Source organism: Marinifaba aquimaris (assembly GCF_013328345.1).
Classification (GTDB): domain Bacteria; phylum Pseudomonadota; class Gammaproteobacteria; order Enterobacterales; family Alteromonadaceae; genus Marinifaba; species Marinifaba aquimaris.
Map to the genome: position 1 here is coordinate 49,278 of NZ_JABULX010000004.1, position 17,072 is coordinate 66,349.

The 17,072-nt window shown below is 39.8% G+C and carries 16 protein-coding genes; 15 read left to right on the forward strand and 1 reads right to left on the reverse strand.

What is annotated here, in order from left to right; all coding sequences use genetic code 11:
• Positions 1 to 98: 98 nt before the first annotated feature.
• The 5 genes from HR060_RS03850 (at position 99) to kdsA (ending at position 5,066) form a co-directional block, all read left to right on the forward strand.
• Positions 99 to 1,607: a DUF3369 domain-containing protein gene (locus tag HR060_RS03850; RefSeq protein ID WP_174199110.1), complete on the forward strand. Its 1,509-nt coding sequence runs from the start codon at positions 99 to 101 to the stop codon at positions 1,605 to 1,607.
• A 22-nt stretch (positions 1,608 to 1,629) separates the two neighbouring features.
• Positions 1,630 to 2,007: a SirB2 family protein gene (locus HR060_RS03855; RefSeq protein ID WP_174198958.1), complete on the forward strand. Its 378-nt coding sequence runs from the start codon at positions 1,630 to 1,632 to the stop codon at positions 2,005 to 2,007.
• Positions 2,008 to 2,102: 95 nt separating this feature from the next.
• Complete coding sequence (locus HR060_RS03860) at positions 2,103 to 2,924, forward strand: tetratricopeptide repeat protein (RefSeq protein WP_174198959.1); 822 nt, start codon at positions 2,103 to 2,105, stop codon at positions 2,922 to 2,924.
• A gap of 21 nt (positions 2,925 to 2,945) precedes the next feature.
• Positions 2,946 to 4,193: a DUF819 family protein gene (locus tag HR060_RS03865; RefSeq protein WP_174199111.1), complete on the forward strand. Its 1,248-nt coding sequence runs from the start codon at positions 2,946 to 2,948 to the stop codon at positions 4,191 to 4,193.
• An 18-nt stretch (positions 4,194 to 4,211) separates the two neighbouring features.
• Positions 4,212 to 5,066, forward strand: coding sequence for a 3-deoxy-8-phosphooctulonate synthase (gene kdsA, locus HR060_RS03870; RefSeq protein ID WP_174198960.1), 855 nt, complete (start codon positions 4,212 to 4,214; stop codon positions 5,064 to 5,066).
• Positions 5,067 to 5,089: 23 nt separating this feature from the next.
• On the opposite strand, the gene HR060_RS03875 is transcribed toward kdsA, so the two are convergent.
• Positions 5,090 to 5,359, reverse strand: a complete 270-nt coding sequence (locus HR060_RS03875; RefSeq protein WP_174198961.1) for a hypothetical protein — start codon at positions 5,357 to 5,359, stop codon at positions 5,090 to 5,092.
• Between the two features lie 208 nt (positions 5,360 to 5,567).
• On the opposite strand from HR060_RS03875, the gene HR060_RS03880 reads away from it, so the two are divergent.
• The 10 genes from HR060_RS03880 to HR060_RS03925 all read left to right on the forward strand — a co-directional run bounded on the left by HR060_RS03880 (position 5,568) and on the right by HR060_RS03925 (position 17,065).
• Positions 5,568 to 6,485, forward strand: coding sequence for a transcriptional regulator GcvA (locus HR060_RS03880; RefSeq protein ID WP_174198962.1), 918 nt, complete (start codon positions 5,568 to 5,570; stop codon positions 6,483 to 6,485).
• On the forward strand, positions 6,472 to 7,101 hold the full coding sequence (locus HR060_RS03885) for an alpha/beta family hydrolase (RefSeq protein WP_174198963.1): 630 nt from the start codon (positions 6,472 to 6,474) through the stop codon (positions 7,099 to 7,101). The genes HR060_RS03880 and HR060_RS03885 overlap by 14 nt, the downstream gene beginning before the upstream one ends.
• Positions 7,088 to 7,465 carry a DUF423 domain-containing protein gene (locus HR060_RS03890; protein WP_174198964.1) on the forward strand — a complete coding sequence of 126 codons (378 nt, stop codon included), beginning with the start codon at positions 7,088 to 7,090 and terminating at the stop codon, positions 7,463 to 7,465. The genes HR060_RS03885 and HR060_RS03890 overlap by 14 nt, the downstream gene beginning before the upstream one ends.
• A complete protein-coding gene (gene rlmM / locus HR060_RS03895; RefSeq protein WP_174198965.1) occupies positions 7,465 to 8,532 on the forward strand; it encodes a 23S rRNA (cytidine(2498)-2'-O)-methyltransferase RlmM in 1,068 nt (355 codons plus the stop codon). The genes HR060_RS03890 and rlmM overlap by 1 nt, the downstream gene beginning before the upstream one ends.
• A 2-nt stretch (positions 8,533 to 8,534) precedes the next feature.
• A complete protein-coding gene (gene cobB, locus HR060_RS03900; protein WP_174198966.1) occupies positions 8,535 to 9,239 on the forward strand; it encodes a Sir2 family NAD+-dependent deacetylase in 705 nt (234 codons plus the stop codon).
• Between the two features lie 69 nt (positions 9,240 to 9,308).
• The gene (locus tag HR060_RS03905) at positions 9,309 to 9,872 is read left to right on the forward strand and encodes a YaeQ family protein (RefSeq protein ID WP_174198967.1); all 564 of its coding nucleotides are present in this window, start codon (positions 9,309 to 9,311) and stop codon (positions 9,870 to 9,872) included.
• Between the two features lie 173 nt (positions 9,873 to 10,045).
• Positions 10,046 to 12,082: a DUF1302 domain-containing protein gene (locus HR060_RS03910; RefSeq protein WP_174198968.1), complete on the forward strand. Its 2,037-nt coding sequence runs from the start codon at positions 10,046 to 10,048 to the stop codon at positions 12,080 to 12,082.
• A 7-nt stretch (positions 12,083 to 12,089) separates the two neighbouring features.
• The gene (locus HR060_RS03915; protein WP_174198969.1) at positions 12,090 to 13,481 is read left to right on the forward strand and encodes a DUF1329 domain-containing protein; all 1,392 of its coding nucleotides are present in this window, start codon (positions 12,090 to 12,092) and stop codon (positions 13,479 to 13,481) included.
• 100 nt (positions 13,482 to 13,581) lie between these two features.
• Positions 13,582 to 14,715, forward strand: coding sequence for a WD40/YVTN/BNR-like repeat-containing protein (locus tag HR060_RS03920; RefSeq protein ID WP_174198970.1), 1,134 nt, complete (start codon positions 13,582 to 13,584; stop codon positions 14,713 to 14,715).
• A gap of 7 nt (positions 14,716 to 14,722) precedes the next feature.
• Positions 14,723 to 17,065: an efflux RND transporter permease subunit gene (locus HR060_RS03925; protein ID WP_174198971.1), complete on the forward strand. Its 2,343-nt coding sequence runs from the start codon at positions 14,723 to 14,725 to the stop codon at positions 17,063 to 17,065.
• The last annotated feature ends 7 nt before the right edge of the window (positions 17,066 to 17,072 follow it).

Here is a 17,072-nt window from a genome sequence, read left to right on the forward strand (position 1 = left end):
AGTCTAAACAGAAAAACGATATATAAAGTAGATTGCTATTCTGCTGTACTTTTTGCAAGGATTTTACGGTGACAGATTTTTTATTTGCCGATGATGACATGGATAACGATGCCATCGAGGATCACGAAGATAACTGGAAAATCATCATAGTTGATGATGAACCAGAAGTGCATGCCGTCACTAAGCTAGCGTTAAGTGATTTTGAGTTTCAAAACAAAGGTCTTGAATTTATTAGTGCCTATTCAGGGAAAGAAGCTGAAGAGGTATTACTCTCTCACCCAGATGCAGCAATTGTATTACTCGATGTGGTGATGGAAACCGATGATGCGGGTCTTAAAGTAGCCGAGTTTATTCGCCAACAAGCTGATAATCATTTTGTCAGAATTATTCTTCGAACCGGTCAACCAGGCCAAGCCCCTGAACGACAAGTCATCGTCAATTATGATATCAATGACTATAAGTCAAAAACTGAATTAACAGCTCAAAAGCTATTTACAGTCGTTATGGCGAGTCTTCGCTCATATCGAGATATCATTGCAATTGAAGAAAACCGCAAAGGCTTGGAAAAGATCATCAAAGCATCCACTGATTTATTTTCAGTTCAATCGATGGAATCTTTCATCGGCGGTATTGTTCAGCAGCTTACCTCAGTTATTAGCTCCAGTGACAAAGCCATGTATGCAACAACTTTAGTGGCAAACTCAGAGTCATATTCAAATGATCTAGTTGTAATTGCAGGTCAAGGTGAATTCTCTGATGCTGAAGGAAAGCCCGTCAAAGAAGTGTTATCTGCTGAGATGATGCAGTCCTTCAACCAAGCTTTAAATAACCGCGAAATTGTTTATGGTAATGACTATGTCATTGCTTATTGCAACAGTAAATCATCTCAAGGCTCATTACTTTATATTGCTGGTATCAACACTGAATTATCAGATAACGATAGGTATTTGATTGAACTGTTTACGTCTCATGTACAACTTGCATTTGATAACGTGTTACTGACCCGTGATCTAGAAGATACACAACGTGAAATTGTTATGCGTTTAAGTGAAGCGGTAGAGCACCGTTCTAAAGAAACGGGCAACCATGTAAAGCGTGTGTCTCTATATAGTCAGTTAATTGCACTTAAACTGGGTATTGAAGAGCGTGAAGCAGAACAAATTATGTTTGCTTCTCCATTACATGATGTTGGCAAGGTTGGCGTGGCTGACAGCATCTTACATAAGCCTGCAAGGCTTGATAGTGAAGAGCGAGCATTGATGGAAGAGCATGCTCAGATTGGTTATGAAATTCTAAAAGACAGTAAACGCCCAATTATCAAAGCAAGCGCCATCATTGCTCAAGATCATCATGAACATTGGGATGGCTCAGGTTATCCAAAAGGCAAAAAAGGTGAAGAAATTCATGTTTACGGCCGCATTGTTGCTTTAGCAGATGTATATGATGCGCTACGAAACAGACGTTGCTATAAAGATGCCTGGTCAGTTGATAAAACAATAGATTACATTCGTTCGCAAAGCGGTTTACAATTTGATCCCAAGGTGGTTGAAATCTTCATCGATAACATAGATGAATTTGAGTCGATTTTAACTCAACATCCGGATTAACTTTTAGACCTGAAACGAAACTATGCCATATATTGCAATAAAACATACTCACTTAACGCTAGTACTGATTAGCGTTATCCTTTTTTCATTACGCTTTTTTTGGTTAATGAGACAAAGCCCAACACTTCAAGCGAAGTGGGTGAAAATTTTGCCACACGCCATCGATACTTTACTGTTATTATCGGCTGTTGGTTTAATGATGACGATACAACAATATCCTTTCCAAGTACCTTGGTTAACTGAAAAGTTAATTGCTGTTATTCTCTATATCGTTTGTGGCGTAGCCACCTTTAAGTGGGCAAAAAACAATAAAGCCCGAATTGTTGCTTTTATTCTCTCTTGGAGCTGGGTAGTGGTAGCAGCGAAAATTGCGGTGACTAAACAAGCACTCATTTTTTAATAAGCCATTTAGCTTGTTATTTATTGGCAAGTATTGAAAAATGGATTTTCACCTTCATATAAGTATGATCAAATAATCGAGTAGCTTGAATTTCCGTGTCGAATTTACCAAATCACAATTTTGATTCTTTATTTTTCCTTTATACCAATCAACTATCTGAACAGATGGATGATGAATTAGTGCAGGTGGCCGTTGAAGAATACATCGCGTTATCTGAACTTTTGATTAATAAAACGTCAGAATGTGTGGGCTTGGATGGGCAATTAGAAAAAGTAAGGCTACTTCTCGATTTCTTCTACATCGATAACATCTTCTCAATTCCAGAAAGAGTCGGTATCAAATTTGATGCTAGGCACTACAGCGTATTTGATGTACTCAGCTTTAAGACAGGGCAATCCAATGTGCTTGCTATGCTATTAGCCGATTTTTCTCGTACAGTTGGCTTTAAGACTGAGCTTGTTCAAGCACCAAATACTGCATTGGTGCGTATCGAAGTGGATGATAATGAATACATCTTTATCGAAGCTTCTACAGGTAACTCGCTTGATTGGCCTCAAATTCAAGCTTTATATCAAGATAAATTAGAAGATGGACAAAAAGAAATCGCGGTTGAAGCTAGCTTAGATGAAGATTGGGTTCGTCAAATTTTGATCAGTTACAAATCAATTTTACTGACACAAAGCGATTATCAAAAAGCGTTAGCCGTTTGTGAAGCGTTAGTTAAATCTGAACCTGATAACCCTTACCACAGAAGAGATCGTGGTTATTTATTAGAGCAATTGGAATGCAAACCCTTAGCTGTAGCTGATTACCGCTATTTTGTAGAAAATTGCCCGGATGATCCTGTTGCTAAGTTACTTAAATCTCAGCTGGAACAAAACACTGGTTTTAATTCAGATGAGCCAACTTTTCATTAATTTCCTTCATTCAAATCTATGATCTTTGACTCTGCTATCTTTACCAATGATGCAACCATCTTTGGTATTTTGATGGCCTTTTTAGGCCTTGTTTTTTATACCCACAACTTAAATAACAGCTTTTGGCGAAAGTTCTACACCATATTCCCAACTGTTTTGGTGTGTTATTTTTTACCTTCATTATTAAATACTTTTGGCATCATTGATGCCAGTCAGTCCAATATCTATTATGTGGCTAGCCGATACTTACTGCCTGCTGCAATTGTCTTGCTAACACTCAGTATCGATATTAAAGCAATTATTGCTTTAGGCCCTAAGCTGCTGATCATGTTTTTAATTGGTACATTGGGTATTGTCATTGGTGGGCCTATTGCCTTAATGATCATGGGAACGATTTCACCTGATATGTTATCAACTACAGGGCCAGATGCCGTGTGGCGTGGGATGACAACAGTAGCAGGTAGTTGGATTGGTGGCGGTGCTAACCAAGCTGCGATGAAAGAGATCTATCAAGCGGGCGATAATATTTTCTCTGCTATGATTGCTGTCGATGTCATTGTCGGTAATATTTGGTTAGCAGTTCTTCTATTTTTAGCTAGCCGTTCAAAAGCATTTGATAACTTTACTGGGGCTGATACTTCTGCTGTTGAAGAGTTAAAAGTCAAAGCTGAAGCAATAGAAAAAGCGAACAATAAACCCACTAGCCTCGATAACCTTGTGGGGATGCTTAGTATCACATTTGCGACCGTTGCTGTGAGCCATATTGCAGCAGACTTTCTTACCCCTTGGTTTATTGAACACGTTCCTAATGGTGCACAATTTAGCTTACACAGTAAGTTCTTTTGGATGATTATTACTGCGACAACAATAGGTATGAGTTTATCATTCACACGTGCTCGCCAGCATGAAGCATATGGTGCCTCTAAAATTGGTCGCCTATTTATTTTTATTTTGGTTGCATCAATCGGTATGAAGATGAATGTGTTGGCCATAGCGGATAGCCCAATATATTTCTTCTTAGGCGCAATTTGGTTAAGTGTCCATGCTATTTTATTACTGGTTTCAGCTAAGCTTCTAAAAGCGCCACTGTTTTATATGGCTGTTGGCAGTCAGGCTAATGTAGGTGGTGCGGCTTCCGCGCCAGTGGTTGCAAGTGCATTTCATCCAGCATTAGCGCCAGTCGGTGTATTATTAGCAGTACTCGGTTATGCAGTTGGTACATATGCGGCATGGTTCTGTGGTCAGGTACTGCAGATAATTGCACAATAATTTAAACAAGAGAGAACCATGAATCAAAAATCTATCTTTGTCAGAGACATTGAAGTTAACAACGATAAACCATTTGTTTTATTTGGTGGTATGAATGTACTGGAATCACGTGATTTAGCGATGCAAATTGCTGAAGCTTATAAGGAAGTGACAGATAAACTCGGTATTCCTTATGTATTTAAAGCTTCTTTTGATAAAGCAAACCGCTCTTCAATTAATTCTTACCGAGGTCCTGGTATGGAAGAGGGCTTGAAGATTTTTGAAGAAATCAAGCAAACATTCGATGTTCCAGTGATCACTGATGTTCACGAAATTGAGCAATGCGTACCGACAGCAGAAGTAGCCGATGTAATTCAGTTACCTGCTTTTTTAGCGCGTCAAACCGATTTAGTGCGTGCGATGGCAGAAACAGGTGCTGTTATTAACGTTAAAAAGCCCCAATTTATGAGTCCGCCACAAGTTAAAAACATTGTCAGTAAGTTTGCTGAATGTGGTAACGAAAAAGTTATGTTGTGTGAGCGTGGTGCTTGTCATGGTTACGATAACCTAGTGGTTGATATGTTAGGTTTTGGTGTGATGAAAGAGGTATCAAACGGTAGCCCAATTATCTTTGATGTAACACACGCTCTTCAATGTCGTGATCCTATGGGGGATGCTTCTGGTGGTCGTCGCCATCAAACGGCTGAATTAGCACGTGCTGGTATGGCTACAAAATTGGCAGGTTTATTTATGGAATCGCACCCTGAGCCAGATATGGCTAAATGTGATGGTCCTTCTGCTTTCCCACTTGATCAGTTAGAAACTTTCTTAAGTCAGATTAAACAATTAGATGATTTGGTGAAAGGATTTGCTGAGCTAGATATTGCTCGATAAGTAAGTAAAGATTAGAGCAAATCTTAAAATGGGATTTGCTCTAAGTTGTTTTCTGCAACAATTTCAGTCGCTTTAGTTGTATTCATCACATCGTAGTTATCTACAACGATTAATTTAACTGGCTTTACCGTCGTTTCTTTTTCAATATCTGCTTTTACAGCTTCAATATTTAGCTCAATTGTTTGTTTAGCAAACTCAATTAACTCTGGATTTACTTCTACTTTTTCTTCGTTAGCTGTCGCACCAAATGCCACTATACTTGCAGCTAATACTAGTTTTTTAATTGTTAACATAATAGAATTTCCTATATTAGTAATATTAATGTAATTAAATTTCATGATATCAAGTTCAACAAGGCGAAATTTCATTTTCTAATAAGGAAACTTGTGAAAACGCTTTGTTTTTCTTTGATGTGTGTACTTTATAACTATTGTTTGACTATTAAAAATGACTTATTTTTATATCACGCATTAGAAAAACTAATGAGTAAGTTGGTTTGTTTTGAAAAGGTTACCCCCGTTAAATGCACTGAAAGCCTTTGAGGCTGCGGCTCGGCACTTAAGTTTCACTAAAGCGGCTGATGAATTGTTTGTCACTCAAGCCGCGGTCTCTCATCAAATTAAGTCACTTGAGGAACATTTAGGCTTAAAACTTTTTATGAGAAAGAACCGAGCCTTGTTACTGACAGAGGAAGGTCAGGCTTATCATCTAGACATTAAAGATATTTTTAATCACCTGTATGAAGCGACAGAAAGGTTACTTGCAAGAGGAGATAAAGGCTCTATTACGATCAGCTTACCGCCGAGTTTTGCGATACAGTGGTTAGTACCTAGGCTAAATTTATTTTCTGAAGATCACCCAGATATTGATGTACGTATTAAAGCGGTTGATGCGGATGATGGCCATTTATCTGATGATGTTGATGTCGCTATTTATTTCGGTCCGGGAAGCTGGCAAGGCTTAGATGCTCACAAGTTACATACTGAATATCTCACCCCAGTGTGTTCTCCAAATTTACTGACTTCAGATAAGCCTTTAGATACCTTAGATGACCTTCATCATCATACGTTGTTACACGACAGCAATCGTAAATATTGGAAGTTATGGGTTAGAAAGTTTGGCTTAAAAGGTATTAACGTTAATCATGGTCCGATATTTAGTCACTCTTCAATGGTTTTACAAGCTGCTGTTTTTGGTCAGGGGGTTGCTTTAGGCCACTCAGTATTAGCCCGACCTGAAATAGAAGCTGGCCGTTTAATCGAGCCTTTTAAAGAAGTATTAATTACTAAAAATGCTTATTACTTAGTTTGTCGAGAAAGCCAAAAAGATCTGGGTAAAATCGCTATATTCCGTGATTGGATGTTGGCATTAATTAAAGAAGAACAAGAACCATTATTAGAGCAACATGACAGTGAATAATTTTTTTAAAGCAGACCAACCCATTGCGCATTGTATTTTAGCTCATGGTGCAGGTGCTGGGTCGGATAGTGACTTCATGCAGTCGATGGCTAGAGCACTTGCTGAGCAAAATATTGATGTAACACTCTTTGACTTTCCATATATGCAAGTTATCAAAGAAACTGGCAAGAAACGCCCACCAGGGAAGTTTGATAAGTTAATTGATGCATTTGTAGAGCAAGTCGAGCACGTTAACAATACCACTAATTTGCCGATTCTTATTGGCGGCAAATCTATGGGGGGGCGCGTTGCATCTCATTTAGCCACTCAAGCTTTGGGGATCAAAATGGGCTTTGCACTCGGTTATCCTTTCCATCCGCCTGGTAAGCCTGAGAAGTTGCGCTTGGATCACCTTCCTCAATTAACATCTCCCTTTTTAGTTGTCCAAGGTGAGCGCGATACGTTTGGCAAAAAAATGGAAGTTGAAAGTTATGCACTGCCCGATATTTTGTCAGTTGTTTGGTGTGAAAGTGGGGATCACAGCCTCAAACCATTAAAATCAAGTGGTATTACACATCAAGAGCACTTAGACTACGCCGCCAAGCAAATCCGAGAGTTTTTAGATGAAACTTTATAGCTGCTTTTTAGCAATCGCGGCAATAAGTGGTTTTCTAGGTGTAAGTTTAGGGGCATTTGGTGCGCATGCTTTAAAAGATACGATTAGTGCAAATTTAATGAGCGCTTATCAAGTAGGCGTCCAATACCATTTTTATCATACGCTAGCTTTATTATTAGTGGCCAGCTTAGTAAAAAATAACCCATCGGTTTGGCTTAAACGTGCAGGGTGGGGTTTTACTTTAGGTATTAGCCTTTTTTCCGGTAGTTTATACGCAATGGCGTTAACCGGAGTGACTAAACTTGGAATGATTACTCCACTCGGTGGATTAGCATTTATCTTTGCTTGGTTATTTTTATTTATACACGCGATTAAGGAGTCGTAATGTCAGTTTATTTTCTTTATTGTCGACCGGGGTTCGAGAAAGACCTCGCGGCTGAAATTCAGCATAAAGCCGCTGAGAAAGAAATTTATGGCTATTGTCGTGTTAAGGATAATGCTGGTTTTATCGAATTTGATGCAACAGAGCACGAGCCTGGTCTACTTTTCAAAGTACTTAAACTTGATGATGTGATTTTTGCCAGGCAATGGTTTAGGCAAGTGGCAGAGTTGGGTGATTTGGACGAAGGCGATCGTATTACCCCAATCATTCAAGCTCTGGAGAATGAAATTTTTACTGATATTAGTATCGATTATCCTGATACTAATGATGGTAAGGCCTTAGCAAAATTTGCTAAGAAATTTACTTTACCGCTTAGCAAAGCATTAGAAAAACGTGGTTTACTGAAAAAAAATACCAAACGTCGCTTACATTTGTTTATGCAAAGCTCTGATTGCATTTACCTTGGCTTTAGTGTGTTTTCAAACGCCAGTAGGCATCACCTTGGTATTCACCGTTTAAAATCGCCAAAAGATGCTCCTAGTCGTTCTACTTTAAAATTAGAAGAAGCATTTCATCACTTTATTCCAAAAGAAGAGTGGGATACCCGTTTAGGCTCAGGGCTTCACGGTGTTGACTTGGGCGCATCACCAGGTGGCTGGACATACCAACTGGTGCAACGCAGTATGTTTGTAGCTGCGATTGACAACGGCCCAATGGACACCCGTTTAATGGAAACAGGCCAAGTTAGGCACTATCAAGAGGATGGTTTTGTATTTCGCCCTCGACGCGGCAACAACTATTGGCTAATTTGCGATATGGTTGAAAAACCCACTCGCGTGGCTAAGTTGATGGCTCAATGGTTAGCTGATGGCGATTGTAAGGAAGCAATGTTCAATCTTAAACTTCCAATGAAGCAAAGATTCAATAGTGTTTTGGAATGCTTTGATGTCATTGAAAACGAATTAGCTGAATTGGATATTCGATATAGTCTAAAAGCTAAGCATTTGTACCACGATAGGGAAGAGATCACCGTTCATCTTTACTGTACAAAAAGGTACGATGGTTTATAACCATGAATATTGTGATTTTAACTGGGGCTGGTATTTCTGCAGAATCGGGTATTCAAACTTTTCGTGCCAGTGACGGGCTCTGGGAAGAACACCGAATTGAAGACGTAGCAACACCAGAAGGGTTTCACAAAGACCCAAAGTTAGTACATCAATTTTACAATGCGCGTCGTGCCCAGTTAAAACACAGTGATATCAAACCCAATCAAGCACACCTCGCATTAGCTGAACTTGCTCAATTAAAGCATGTTAAGGTCACTTTAGTTACTCAAAATGTTGATAATTTACATGAACGTGGCGGTAGCGAGGATGTCATTCACATGCATGGTGAATTAATTAAAGCCTTTTGCCATTTTTGTGGTCATCTGTTTGAAACGACGAACAATTTAACGTTTGACCAAACGTGTCAACATTGTAAGCGAAAATTTGGCATTAGGCCTGATATTGTGTGGTTTGGAGAAATGCCTAAATTTATGCAGCAAATAGAATCGGCTCTTTATCAAGCCGATATTTTTGTTGCCATTGGAACATCTGGCCAAGTTTATCCTGCTGCCGGGTTTGTCGATTTAGCTAACCAGTTCGGAGCTAAAACGGTAGAGATTAATCTTGAGCCTAGTGGCAGCAATCACCTTTTTCAGCAGAGCTATATTGGCCCCGCAAGCGAGCAAGTACCGCTGTTCGTCGACGATATTAAAAGGCAAATCAATTAACTAGCGTATTTGGCCAATTCGCGAAAAAGTTAAAATCACACTATATTTACAAGCAGTAAAGCAAACTTTGTGAGTTTGACCATGGCGGCTGGCGATCTTTTAATAAAAGCTGAAATCGACGTATCTCGAATCGATGCGCATGCCTTCGAACATATCGAAAACCAGCTTGTTAAACCTTACTGTCAATCAGAGCATCAGTTTATTCAAAAACTAATCGCCTATGCTTTGCTGCATCACAATGACATATCCATCAATCAGGGGAATAATGATGAGCCTGAACTTTTTATTAGGCGCAACCAAACTCAATTTAGTCATTGGATTGAGCTCGGTGAATTAACGGAAGAAAAATTAGAAAAAGCAGAAGCAAAAAGTGAGCATGTCTGGCTATTTTGTGATGAAAATGATCATGTAGCTAAACTCAAACAAAAAATAAATAAGCACCCCAAATTACAGTTGGTTGAGCTTGAATCAAAAATGGTCGATGGCTTAGCTCAGCAGATTGCAAGAAACATGGCTTGGACCTTAATATTGGACCAAGACCAATTATCCATCGCATCGGGTGATCAATTCTGGTCCAGTAAAATCAATATCTATCATCCGTTAACTATTCCCTTTTACGATATTATCCACTGAAGATGGCGTCTTACTTTTGTTTACATTTTTATCGCTAATCATTTGAAATAAAAGGCGAATAAAAACTGGTAAGCCAGAAAAGCAGTGTTAATATTATTGTAATACAGTCTGTTAGCTACCCAGCTAACTGTAAAAACAAAATTAAAACAATCACAGCGCTTCGGGAGTCATACATGGCCAACCACTGCAACCGAAAGCACTTTTGCTTAAACAAAACAGCTGCTGCTGTGTTGTTAGCGAGTGCATCAACTAGCCTTCAAGCGGCTGAGTTTACGATCGGTGATGACATAACCGTCACTTTCGATTCAACTTTCTCTATTGGTACTAGCTACCGTGTTGAAGATAGAAACTTTGACGAACAAATCGGTAAATCTAACCACCCTAGATTTAACTGGGACGGGTATTCTATTTCAAATCCCATATACTCTTCCGGTGATATTTGGTCTCAGCCGGGTTCATTTTCTAATAACGGTGATTTAGGTAATTTAAATCACGATCCGAATGAAGCTTTTTCAACCTTGATCAAAGGCACCCACGAGCTCGATATTAATGCGGGTGATTACGGCTTTTTTGGCCGTTTTATGTATTTTTATGATGACGCTGCTCAAGACGCAAAAGCATGGGAAAATCCGCTAACTGGCAAAAAGTACGATTTGTGTGCTGATGATGAAGCAAAAGAGCAGGTCTGTGAAGATATCCGATTACTCGATGCTTTTGTTTACGCTGACTTCACCCTTGGAGAAGATATTCCTGTATCGGTTCGCATAGGTGAGCAAGTAGTGAGCTGGGGGGAAAGCACATTAATTTCCCATGGTATTAACTCCATCAACCCTGTTGATATTGCACGCTTAAAAGCGCCTGGTGCTGAATTGAAAGAAGCATTTATCCCTGTTGGTATGGTTTGGGCTTCTATCGGCTTAACTGAAAGTTTCTCGGTTGATTTTTACTATCAATACGAATGGGAAAAAACCTTATTACCGGCACCTGGTAGTTACTTCTCTACTAATGACTTTGCCGGCGCAGGTGGCTATCTAAACAATATTCAACTAGGTTTTACTTCAAACCCAGACATAAATGCTGAATTCGTCGCATCTGAATTAAACAACTTAGCCGCTGCTGCCAATGCTGGACTTGTGCCGCTTGAAACAGTTGCAGCTGTGCTGAGTGGATATGGTACTAAAGTCGCTGTTCGTGGTAAAAATACCGATATTGAGCCAGATGAAGATGGCCAGTACGGTATCAAATTAAGCTACTTTGCAGAAAGTCTAAACGAAACCGAGTTTAGCTTTTACCATATGAATTACCATAGTCGCCGCCCACTAATTTCAGGTCGCGCATCCAACTTTACAACTGAAAGCGTGATGCAAGATGTACAAAACCTATTACTGAACGGTGCTGATGCGCAAAGCTTGCAAAATTTCTCTGTCTTTACACAAGCGATATTAGAGTACCCTGAAGATATTAAACTCTACGGTTTTAGTTTTAACACCAGTATCGGCGAAACAGCCCTAGCGGGTGAAATTGCTCACCGCCAAGACGAGCCGCTACAAATTGATGATGTAGAGTTACTTTATGCCGCGATGCCTGAACAATTAGCCAATACTGGCAATCCTGAATATGCTGCACTTGCCGGTATTTCTCAGATTGAGAATATTAGTTCGGGTGAGATTGCTCAAGGCTATATCTTAAGAGATACCACACAAATTCAAGCAACGGTTACGCATTTATTCGGTCCAACACTTGGTGCTGATTCACTCGCATTACTTGCTGAAGTGGGGTATGTCTATATTGATAATATGCCTGATACTCAAGAGTTACACTTAAACGGTCCTGGTACAGCTCAAATTGGTTATGATGATTATAAGCAAGGCGTGAGAGCTTCATTATCTGGTGGTACTGAGCCTAATCCGTTCCCAACAGAGGATGCATGGGGGTATCGCTTGGTATCTAAACTGACCTACAACAATGTGATGGGGCAAGTGAATGTATCACCACGTGTTGTGTTCTCTCATGATGTTGATGGTATCACTCCCGATCCTATGTTTTTGTTTGTCGAAGAGAGAAAGTCAGCCAGTTTAGGGGTGACAGTAGATTATCAAAATAAACTCTCTGCTGACTTTACTTACAACACTTTCTGGGATGGTGTTGGTACAACCAATAATTTTGAAGATCGAGACTATGTTTCGTTCAGCGTCAAATATTCAATTTGAGGTTATTATGCTTAACCAACTAAAAAATATAAAAACGGGTCCGCTAGCAATTGCGCTAACTCTTGCATTAAGTGCGACCGTATCTACTTCAGCATTTGGTAAAATTACTGAGCAAGAAGCCAATCGTCTAGGTCAAGATTTAACGGCACTCGGTGCTGAAAAAGCAGGTAATGCAGATGGCTCAATTCCTGCTTGGACAGGTGGCATTACTAAAACCCCTGATGGCTTTAAAGCAGGGCAGCATCATTCTAATATTTTTGCTGATGACAAAGCGCTATTTGTTATTGATAGCAAAAACTATCAACAGTACGCTGCATTTTTAAGCCCAGGTCAACAAGCTTTATTCAAGTTGTATCCTGATACGTTCAAGATGCCTGTTTATCCAACTAGAAGAACGGCGTCTTATCCTCAATATGTTTACGATGCTACCAAGCAATATGCTACAACGGCAGAACTTGTCGAACAGGGTAATGGTGTAACGGGCACTGCTAGAGGCATTCCTTTCCCTATTCCTGAAAATGGCCTAGAAGCGATTTGGAACCATATTTTACGTTACCGCGGTGAAAAAATAACCCGAAATGGTGGCCAAGCCATGCCAACTGCGGGAGGGGATTACACGTTTATTGGTTTTGACGACAAGGTCATTTTCCAATACTCGTTACCAGAGTCGACCCCAGAACAGTTAGCTCAGTCCAATATACTGTTTAAATTATCGCAACAAGTTACTTCTCCCGCTCGCTTAAGAGGCACTGCTTTGTTAGTGCATGAAACCATGGATCAGGTTAAAACGCCACGTAATGCTTGGACTTATAACACAGGTCAAAGAAGGGTAAGAAAAGCACCCAATGTAGCTTACGATGCGCCAGGTACCGCATCAGATGGTTTGCGTACTAATGATGACTTGGATATGTTTAATGGCTCGCCAAACCGCTATAACTGGACGTTAAAAGGCAAACAAGAATTATATATTCCTTATAACAGTTATAAGCTTCATCAGCAGGGCATTGACTACGATGATATTTTGCATCCTGGTCATATCAACCCAGAGTTAACTCGATTTGAAAAGCACCGTGTTTGGGTTGTCGAAGCGACGTTAAAAGAAGATATGCGCCACTTATACAAAAAACGCGTTTTCTTCATTGACGAAGATAGCTGGCAAATACATGTGGCCGATGTATATGACAACCGTGATGAGCTTTATCGTGTGAATATGGCACACGGCTTGAATTACTACGAAGTGCCAACACACTGGTCGACGTTGGATGTTTATCATGATTTATCATCTCGTCGTTATTTAGCTATTGGCTTAGATAACAATGAAAAAATGTACGACTTTGACGCCGATATTACAGGTAAAGACTTTACAACTCAGGCATTAAGACGAGCAGGTCGTCGATAGACAATTATTGTTATTTTCATAAAGCGGCATTAATCTAGGTTAATGCCGCTTTTTGTTTTTCTATACTTTATATGAAGTTATTCGTTTTTGGAGCTAAGGTTTGATTGCAGCCTTTCAATTTAAATTAGGTTTATTGGTAAAACTTACCGTATTAATCACTTTTTTTTGCGCTAATGCTTTATTTGCTAAACCTGCTGAAATTCAACCGTTAGCCAGTCAGAGTTTACTTACGGATATTATCCAGTTTAATTTTCAGCAACAGCCAGTTTTCATCGCTGTGGGAGAAAGAGGCCATATATTAAGAGCTGAACAGGGTAAAACTGAGCAACTTGATTGGCAGCAAGTTGCTAATCCTAAAAGTGATATGTTGACTAAAGTCTTTTCATTGCAAAGTAATACCTCCCTCGTTTGGGCTGTTGGTCACAACGGACTCATTTTGCACAGTAAAGACGCGGGGCTTAATTGGCACGTGCAACATTTCGCTCCCGAACTCGATAAACCACTAATGGATATTTTCTTTTTTAATGAGCAACACGGTGTAGCTGTAGGAGCCTATGGTTTGTATTTGATGACTCATGATGGTGGTGCTAGTTGGCAAAGTCAGCAACATGAGAGCTTATTAACTCGAGACGATAGGGAATATCTGGCCGAAGTAAGGCTCGAAAGTGAAGAGGATTATTTAGACGAGTTATCGGCAATTTTACCTCATATGAACCAATTGGCTTTTGACGGTAACAGTTTATGGTTAGCCGGTGAGCGTGGGCTAGTTGCTACCAGTAAAGACAAAGGTCAATCTTGGCAACGTCAAGATATTGAGTACGACGGTTCGATGTTTACCATCAAAGCAGATACAGAAAATGCGCATAGCATTGTTGTTGCAGGTCTTCGAGGTAACTTTTTTAGGACCAAAAATGCAGGCCGTATTTGGTATGCGTCACACTTACCAGAACCGTCAAATATTAATGCAATAAAAATACTCGAGCAGGGAATTTTATTATTTACTCATAGTCAGCAAGTTTGGTATTGGCATCGTCAGTCAAAAAGGCTCACCGCTGCATTTAAAACGCAGAGTAAAACCCAGTTAGGGGCGATTAAATATCAAGACAAACTCATTACAATTGGTGATCAAGGTTTTGAAGCATTTGTTTTTAATGAAAAAAACTTTGAACAAGCCCACAGGTTTATACCTTCTTCGGTACCCGTCTCCTCTATGCAAAATCAGCTAACTAAGTGATCGTTTTATGTCTATTTTTTCCATTATCAATTTTGTTGAGCAACTGATTTTCCGTCATAGACAGTTTGTTATTCTCTTTTTTGCTCTGATGACGTGTGTTTTGGGTTATCAAGCCAGTCAAATTAAACTCGACGCTGCATTTACTAAAAATATCCCGCTAAAACATGAATATATGCAGACTTATTTGCAGTATCAGCAAGACTTTGGCGGGGCAAATAATGTACTTATCTCTTTGTGTGATAGCAGTGGCGATATATACAATCCCGCATTTTTCGATAGCCTGAAAAAAGTACATGATCAGCTATTTTTTATCCAAGGTGTTAGCCGTTCCAGTGTAAAGTCATTATTCTCACCTTCAGTTCGGTTTACTCAAGTTGTAGAGGATGGCTTTGCTGGTGGCCCCGTCATACCAGCAAATTTTAAAGCTGATAATGCGGGTTTAAATCAAGTTAAGCGAAATGTTGAATTATCTGGCCAAGTTGGTCGAATTGTGGCTAATGACTACAGCTGCGCGATGGTCAGTGCGCAGCTTTTAGAGTTTGACCCGCAAACGGGTGAATCATTAGATACCATCAAAATAGCTAAAGAGCTTGAAAATACGATCCGAGGTGAATTTGAAACCGATAGTATTTCTGTTCATATAATTGGTTTTGCCAAGATGGTTGGGGATGTTGCAGCTGGGGCGAAAGGCGTCATTTTGTTTTTTATCGTTGCCATCATTATTACCACGTTGTTTGTTTATTACTTCTGTAAGTCACTGAAATTAACACTGTTCCCAATCGCTTGTTCGCTCATCGCTATGATTTGGAAAGTTGGTATTTTATCTTCACTAGGCTTTGGCATTGACCCTATGTCTATCTTGTTGCCGTTTTTGATATTTGCCATAGGTGTAAGTCACGGTGTACAAATGATTAATGCGGTGGTCAAGAATTTAGCGACGGGGAGCGAAATAAAGCACGCTTCGCAACAAGCATTTAAAGTTTTGGCGTTGCCTGGGTTAATCGCGCTGGTCTCAGATTGCATTGGCTTTTTGACGATTTTGAGTATCGATATTGGAATCATCAAAGAGCTCGCCATTTCTGCATCAATAGGGGTAGGTGTAATTATCCTTACTAACTTAATATTGATGCCTGTGGCCTTATCATTTGTTAAAGACGCCTCTTTGAGTCGATTCTTGCAGAGACAACAGGATGCTCAAGCGCTTCAGCAACAGCAAACTCACTGCATTAATCGAGGCTGGCAAAAATTACATGCTATCTGCAAAGTGAAAAATGCGGCTTTGATCACGGCCTTGTCCTTTGTCGTTTTTGTTGTTTGTTATGGTTATTCTAATAATTTGAAAGTAGGGGATTTACATGCCGGCGCCCCTGCGCTTCATACTGATTCTCGCTATAACCAAGATACGTTCTTAATCACAGAAAAGTATGCAGTCAGTGTCGATATTCTATCAATTATCGCAGAGTCTGAACCTGACGCTTGTACCCAGTTTGACACTATGTCTGCTATTGATGATTTTCAGTGGCGTTTAAGTAATGTTGAGGGCGTTCAATCGAGCGTGAGCTTAACTAGTGTGGCGAAAATTATAAATTCAGGTTTTAATGAGGCTAACCCAAAATGGCGAGTATTATCATCCAATGTTGATACACTCGCCCAATCTGTTGCTAGGGTGCCGACAAGCTCTGGTCTGTTAAATGGCGACTGTTCTGCAATACCTATTATTCTATTTTTAACGGACCACAAAGCTGAAACGATGGCGCGCGTTATCGATGTAGTTAAAGTACAAAAAGCAGAGTTTGAATCTGAACAACTCACTTTCAGACTTGCTTCTGGTCCTGCAGGTGTAATGGCAGCAACAAACGAAGCGGTGACAGAAGCACAAGTGCCAATGATGTTATATGTCTATGGTGCCGTTATTATCCTTTGTTTACTCAGTTTTAAATCCATTAAAGCTACTATCGCTGTCGTATTACCTTTATATTTAGTGTCTATTATGGCACAAGCTTTGATGACCTATATGCAAATTGGTTTAACAGTATATACCTTGCCAGTGATTGCCCTTGGTGTGGGTATTGGTGTTGATTACGGCATCTATATCTTGACGACAATGAATGATTACATTCGTCGTGGAGAGTCGATTGAACGCGCTTATATTGATGCACTAAAAGAGCGTGGTGGGGCCGTTATTTTCACTGGTATTACACTAGCTGTAGGGGTGAGTACTTGGTTATTTAGTGATTTAAAATTCCAAGTTGATATGGGGATCCTCTTGACCTTTATGTTTTTGCTCAATATGCTCGGCGCCATTATTTTATTGCCTGCATTAGTTCGTTTAATGTGGCCAAAGCAGTAATTATTTT

Bases quoted from the DNA above. Each gene is read 5' to 3' on its own strand.
- HR060_RS03855 (WP_174198958.1), top strand. From the start codon at position 1,630: ATGCCATATATTGCAATAAAACATACTCACTTAACGCTAGTACTGATT.
- HR060_RS03915 (WP_174198969.1), top strand. From the start codon at position 12,090: ATGCTTAACCAACTAAAAAATATAAAAACGGGTCCGCTAGCAATTGCG.
- cobB (WP_174198966.1), top strand. From the start codon at position 8,535: ATGAATATTGTGATTTTAACTGGGGCTGGTATTTCTGCAGAATCGGGT.
- HR060_RS03910 (WP_174198968.1), top strand. From the start codon at position 10,046: ATGGCCAACCACTGCAACCGAAAGCACTTTTGCTTAAACAAAACAGCT.
- HR060_RS03885 (WP_174198963.1), top strand. From the start codon at position 6,472: ATGACAGTGAATAATTTTTTTAAAGCAGACCAACCCATTGCGCATTGT.
- HR060_RS03890 (WP_174198964.1), top strand. From the start codon at position 7,088: ATGAAACTTTATAGCTGCTTTTTAGCAATCGCGGCAATAAGTGGTTTT.
- HR060_RS03875 (WP_174198961.1), bottom strand. From the start codon at position 5,359: ATGTTAACAATTAAAAAACTAGTATTAGCTGCAAGTATAGTGGCATTT.
- HR060_RS03925 (WP_174198971.1), top strand. From the start codon at position 14,723: ATGTCTATTTTTTCCATTATCAATTTTGTTGAGCAACTGATTTTCCGT.
- HR060_RS03850 (WP_174199110.1), top strand. From the start codon at position 99: ATGGATAACGATGCCATCGAGGATCACGAAGATAACTGGAAAATCATC.
- rlmM (WP_174198965.1), top strand. From the start codon at position 7,465: ATGTCAGTTTATTTTCTTTATTGTCGACCGGGGTTCGAGAAAGACCTC.
- kdsA (WP_174198960.1), top strand. From the start codon at position 4,212: ATGAATCAAAAATCTATCTTTGTCAGAGACATTGAAGTTAACAACGAT.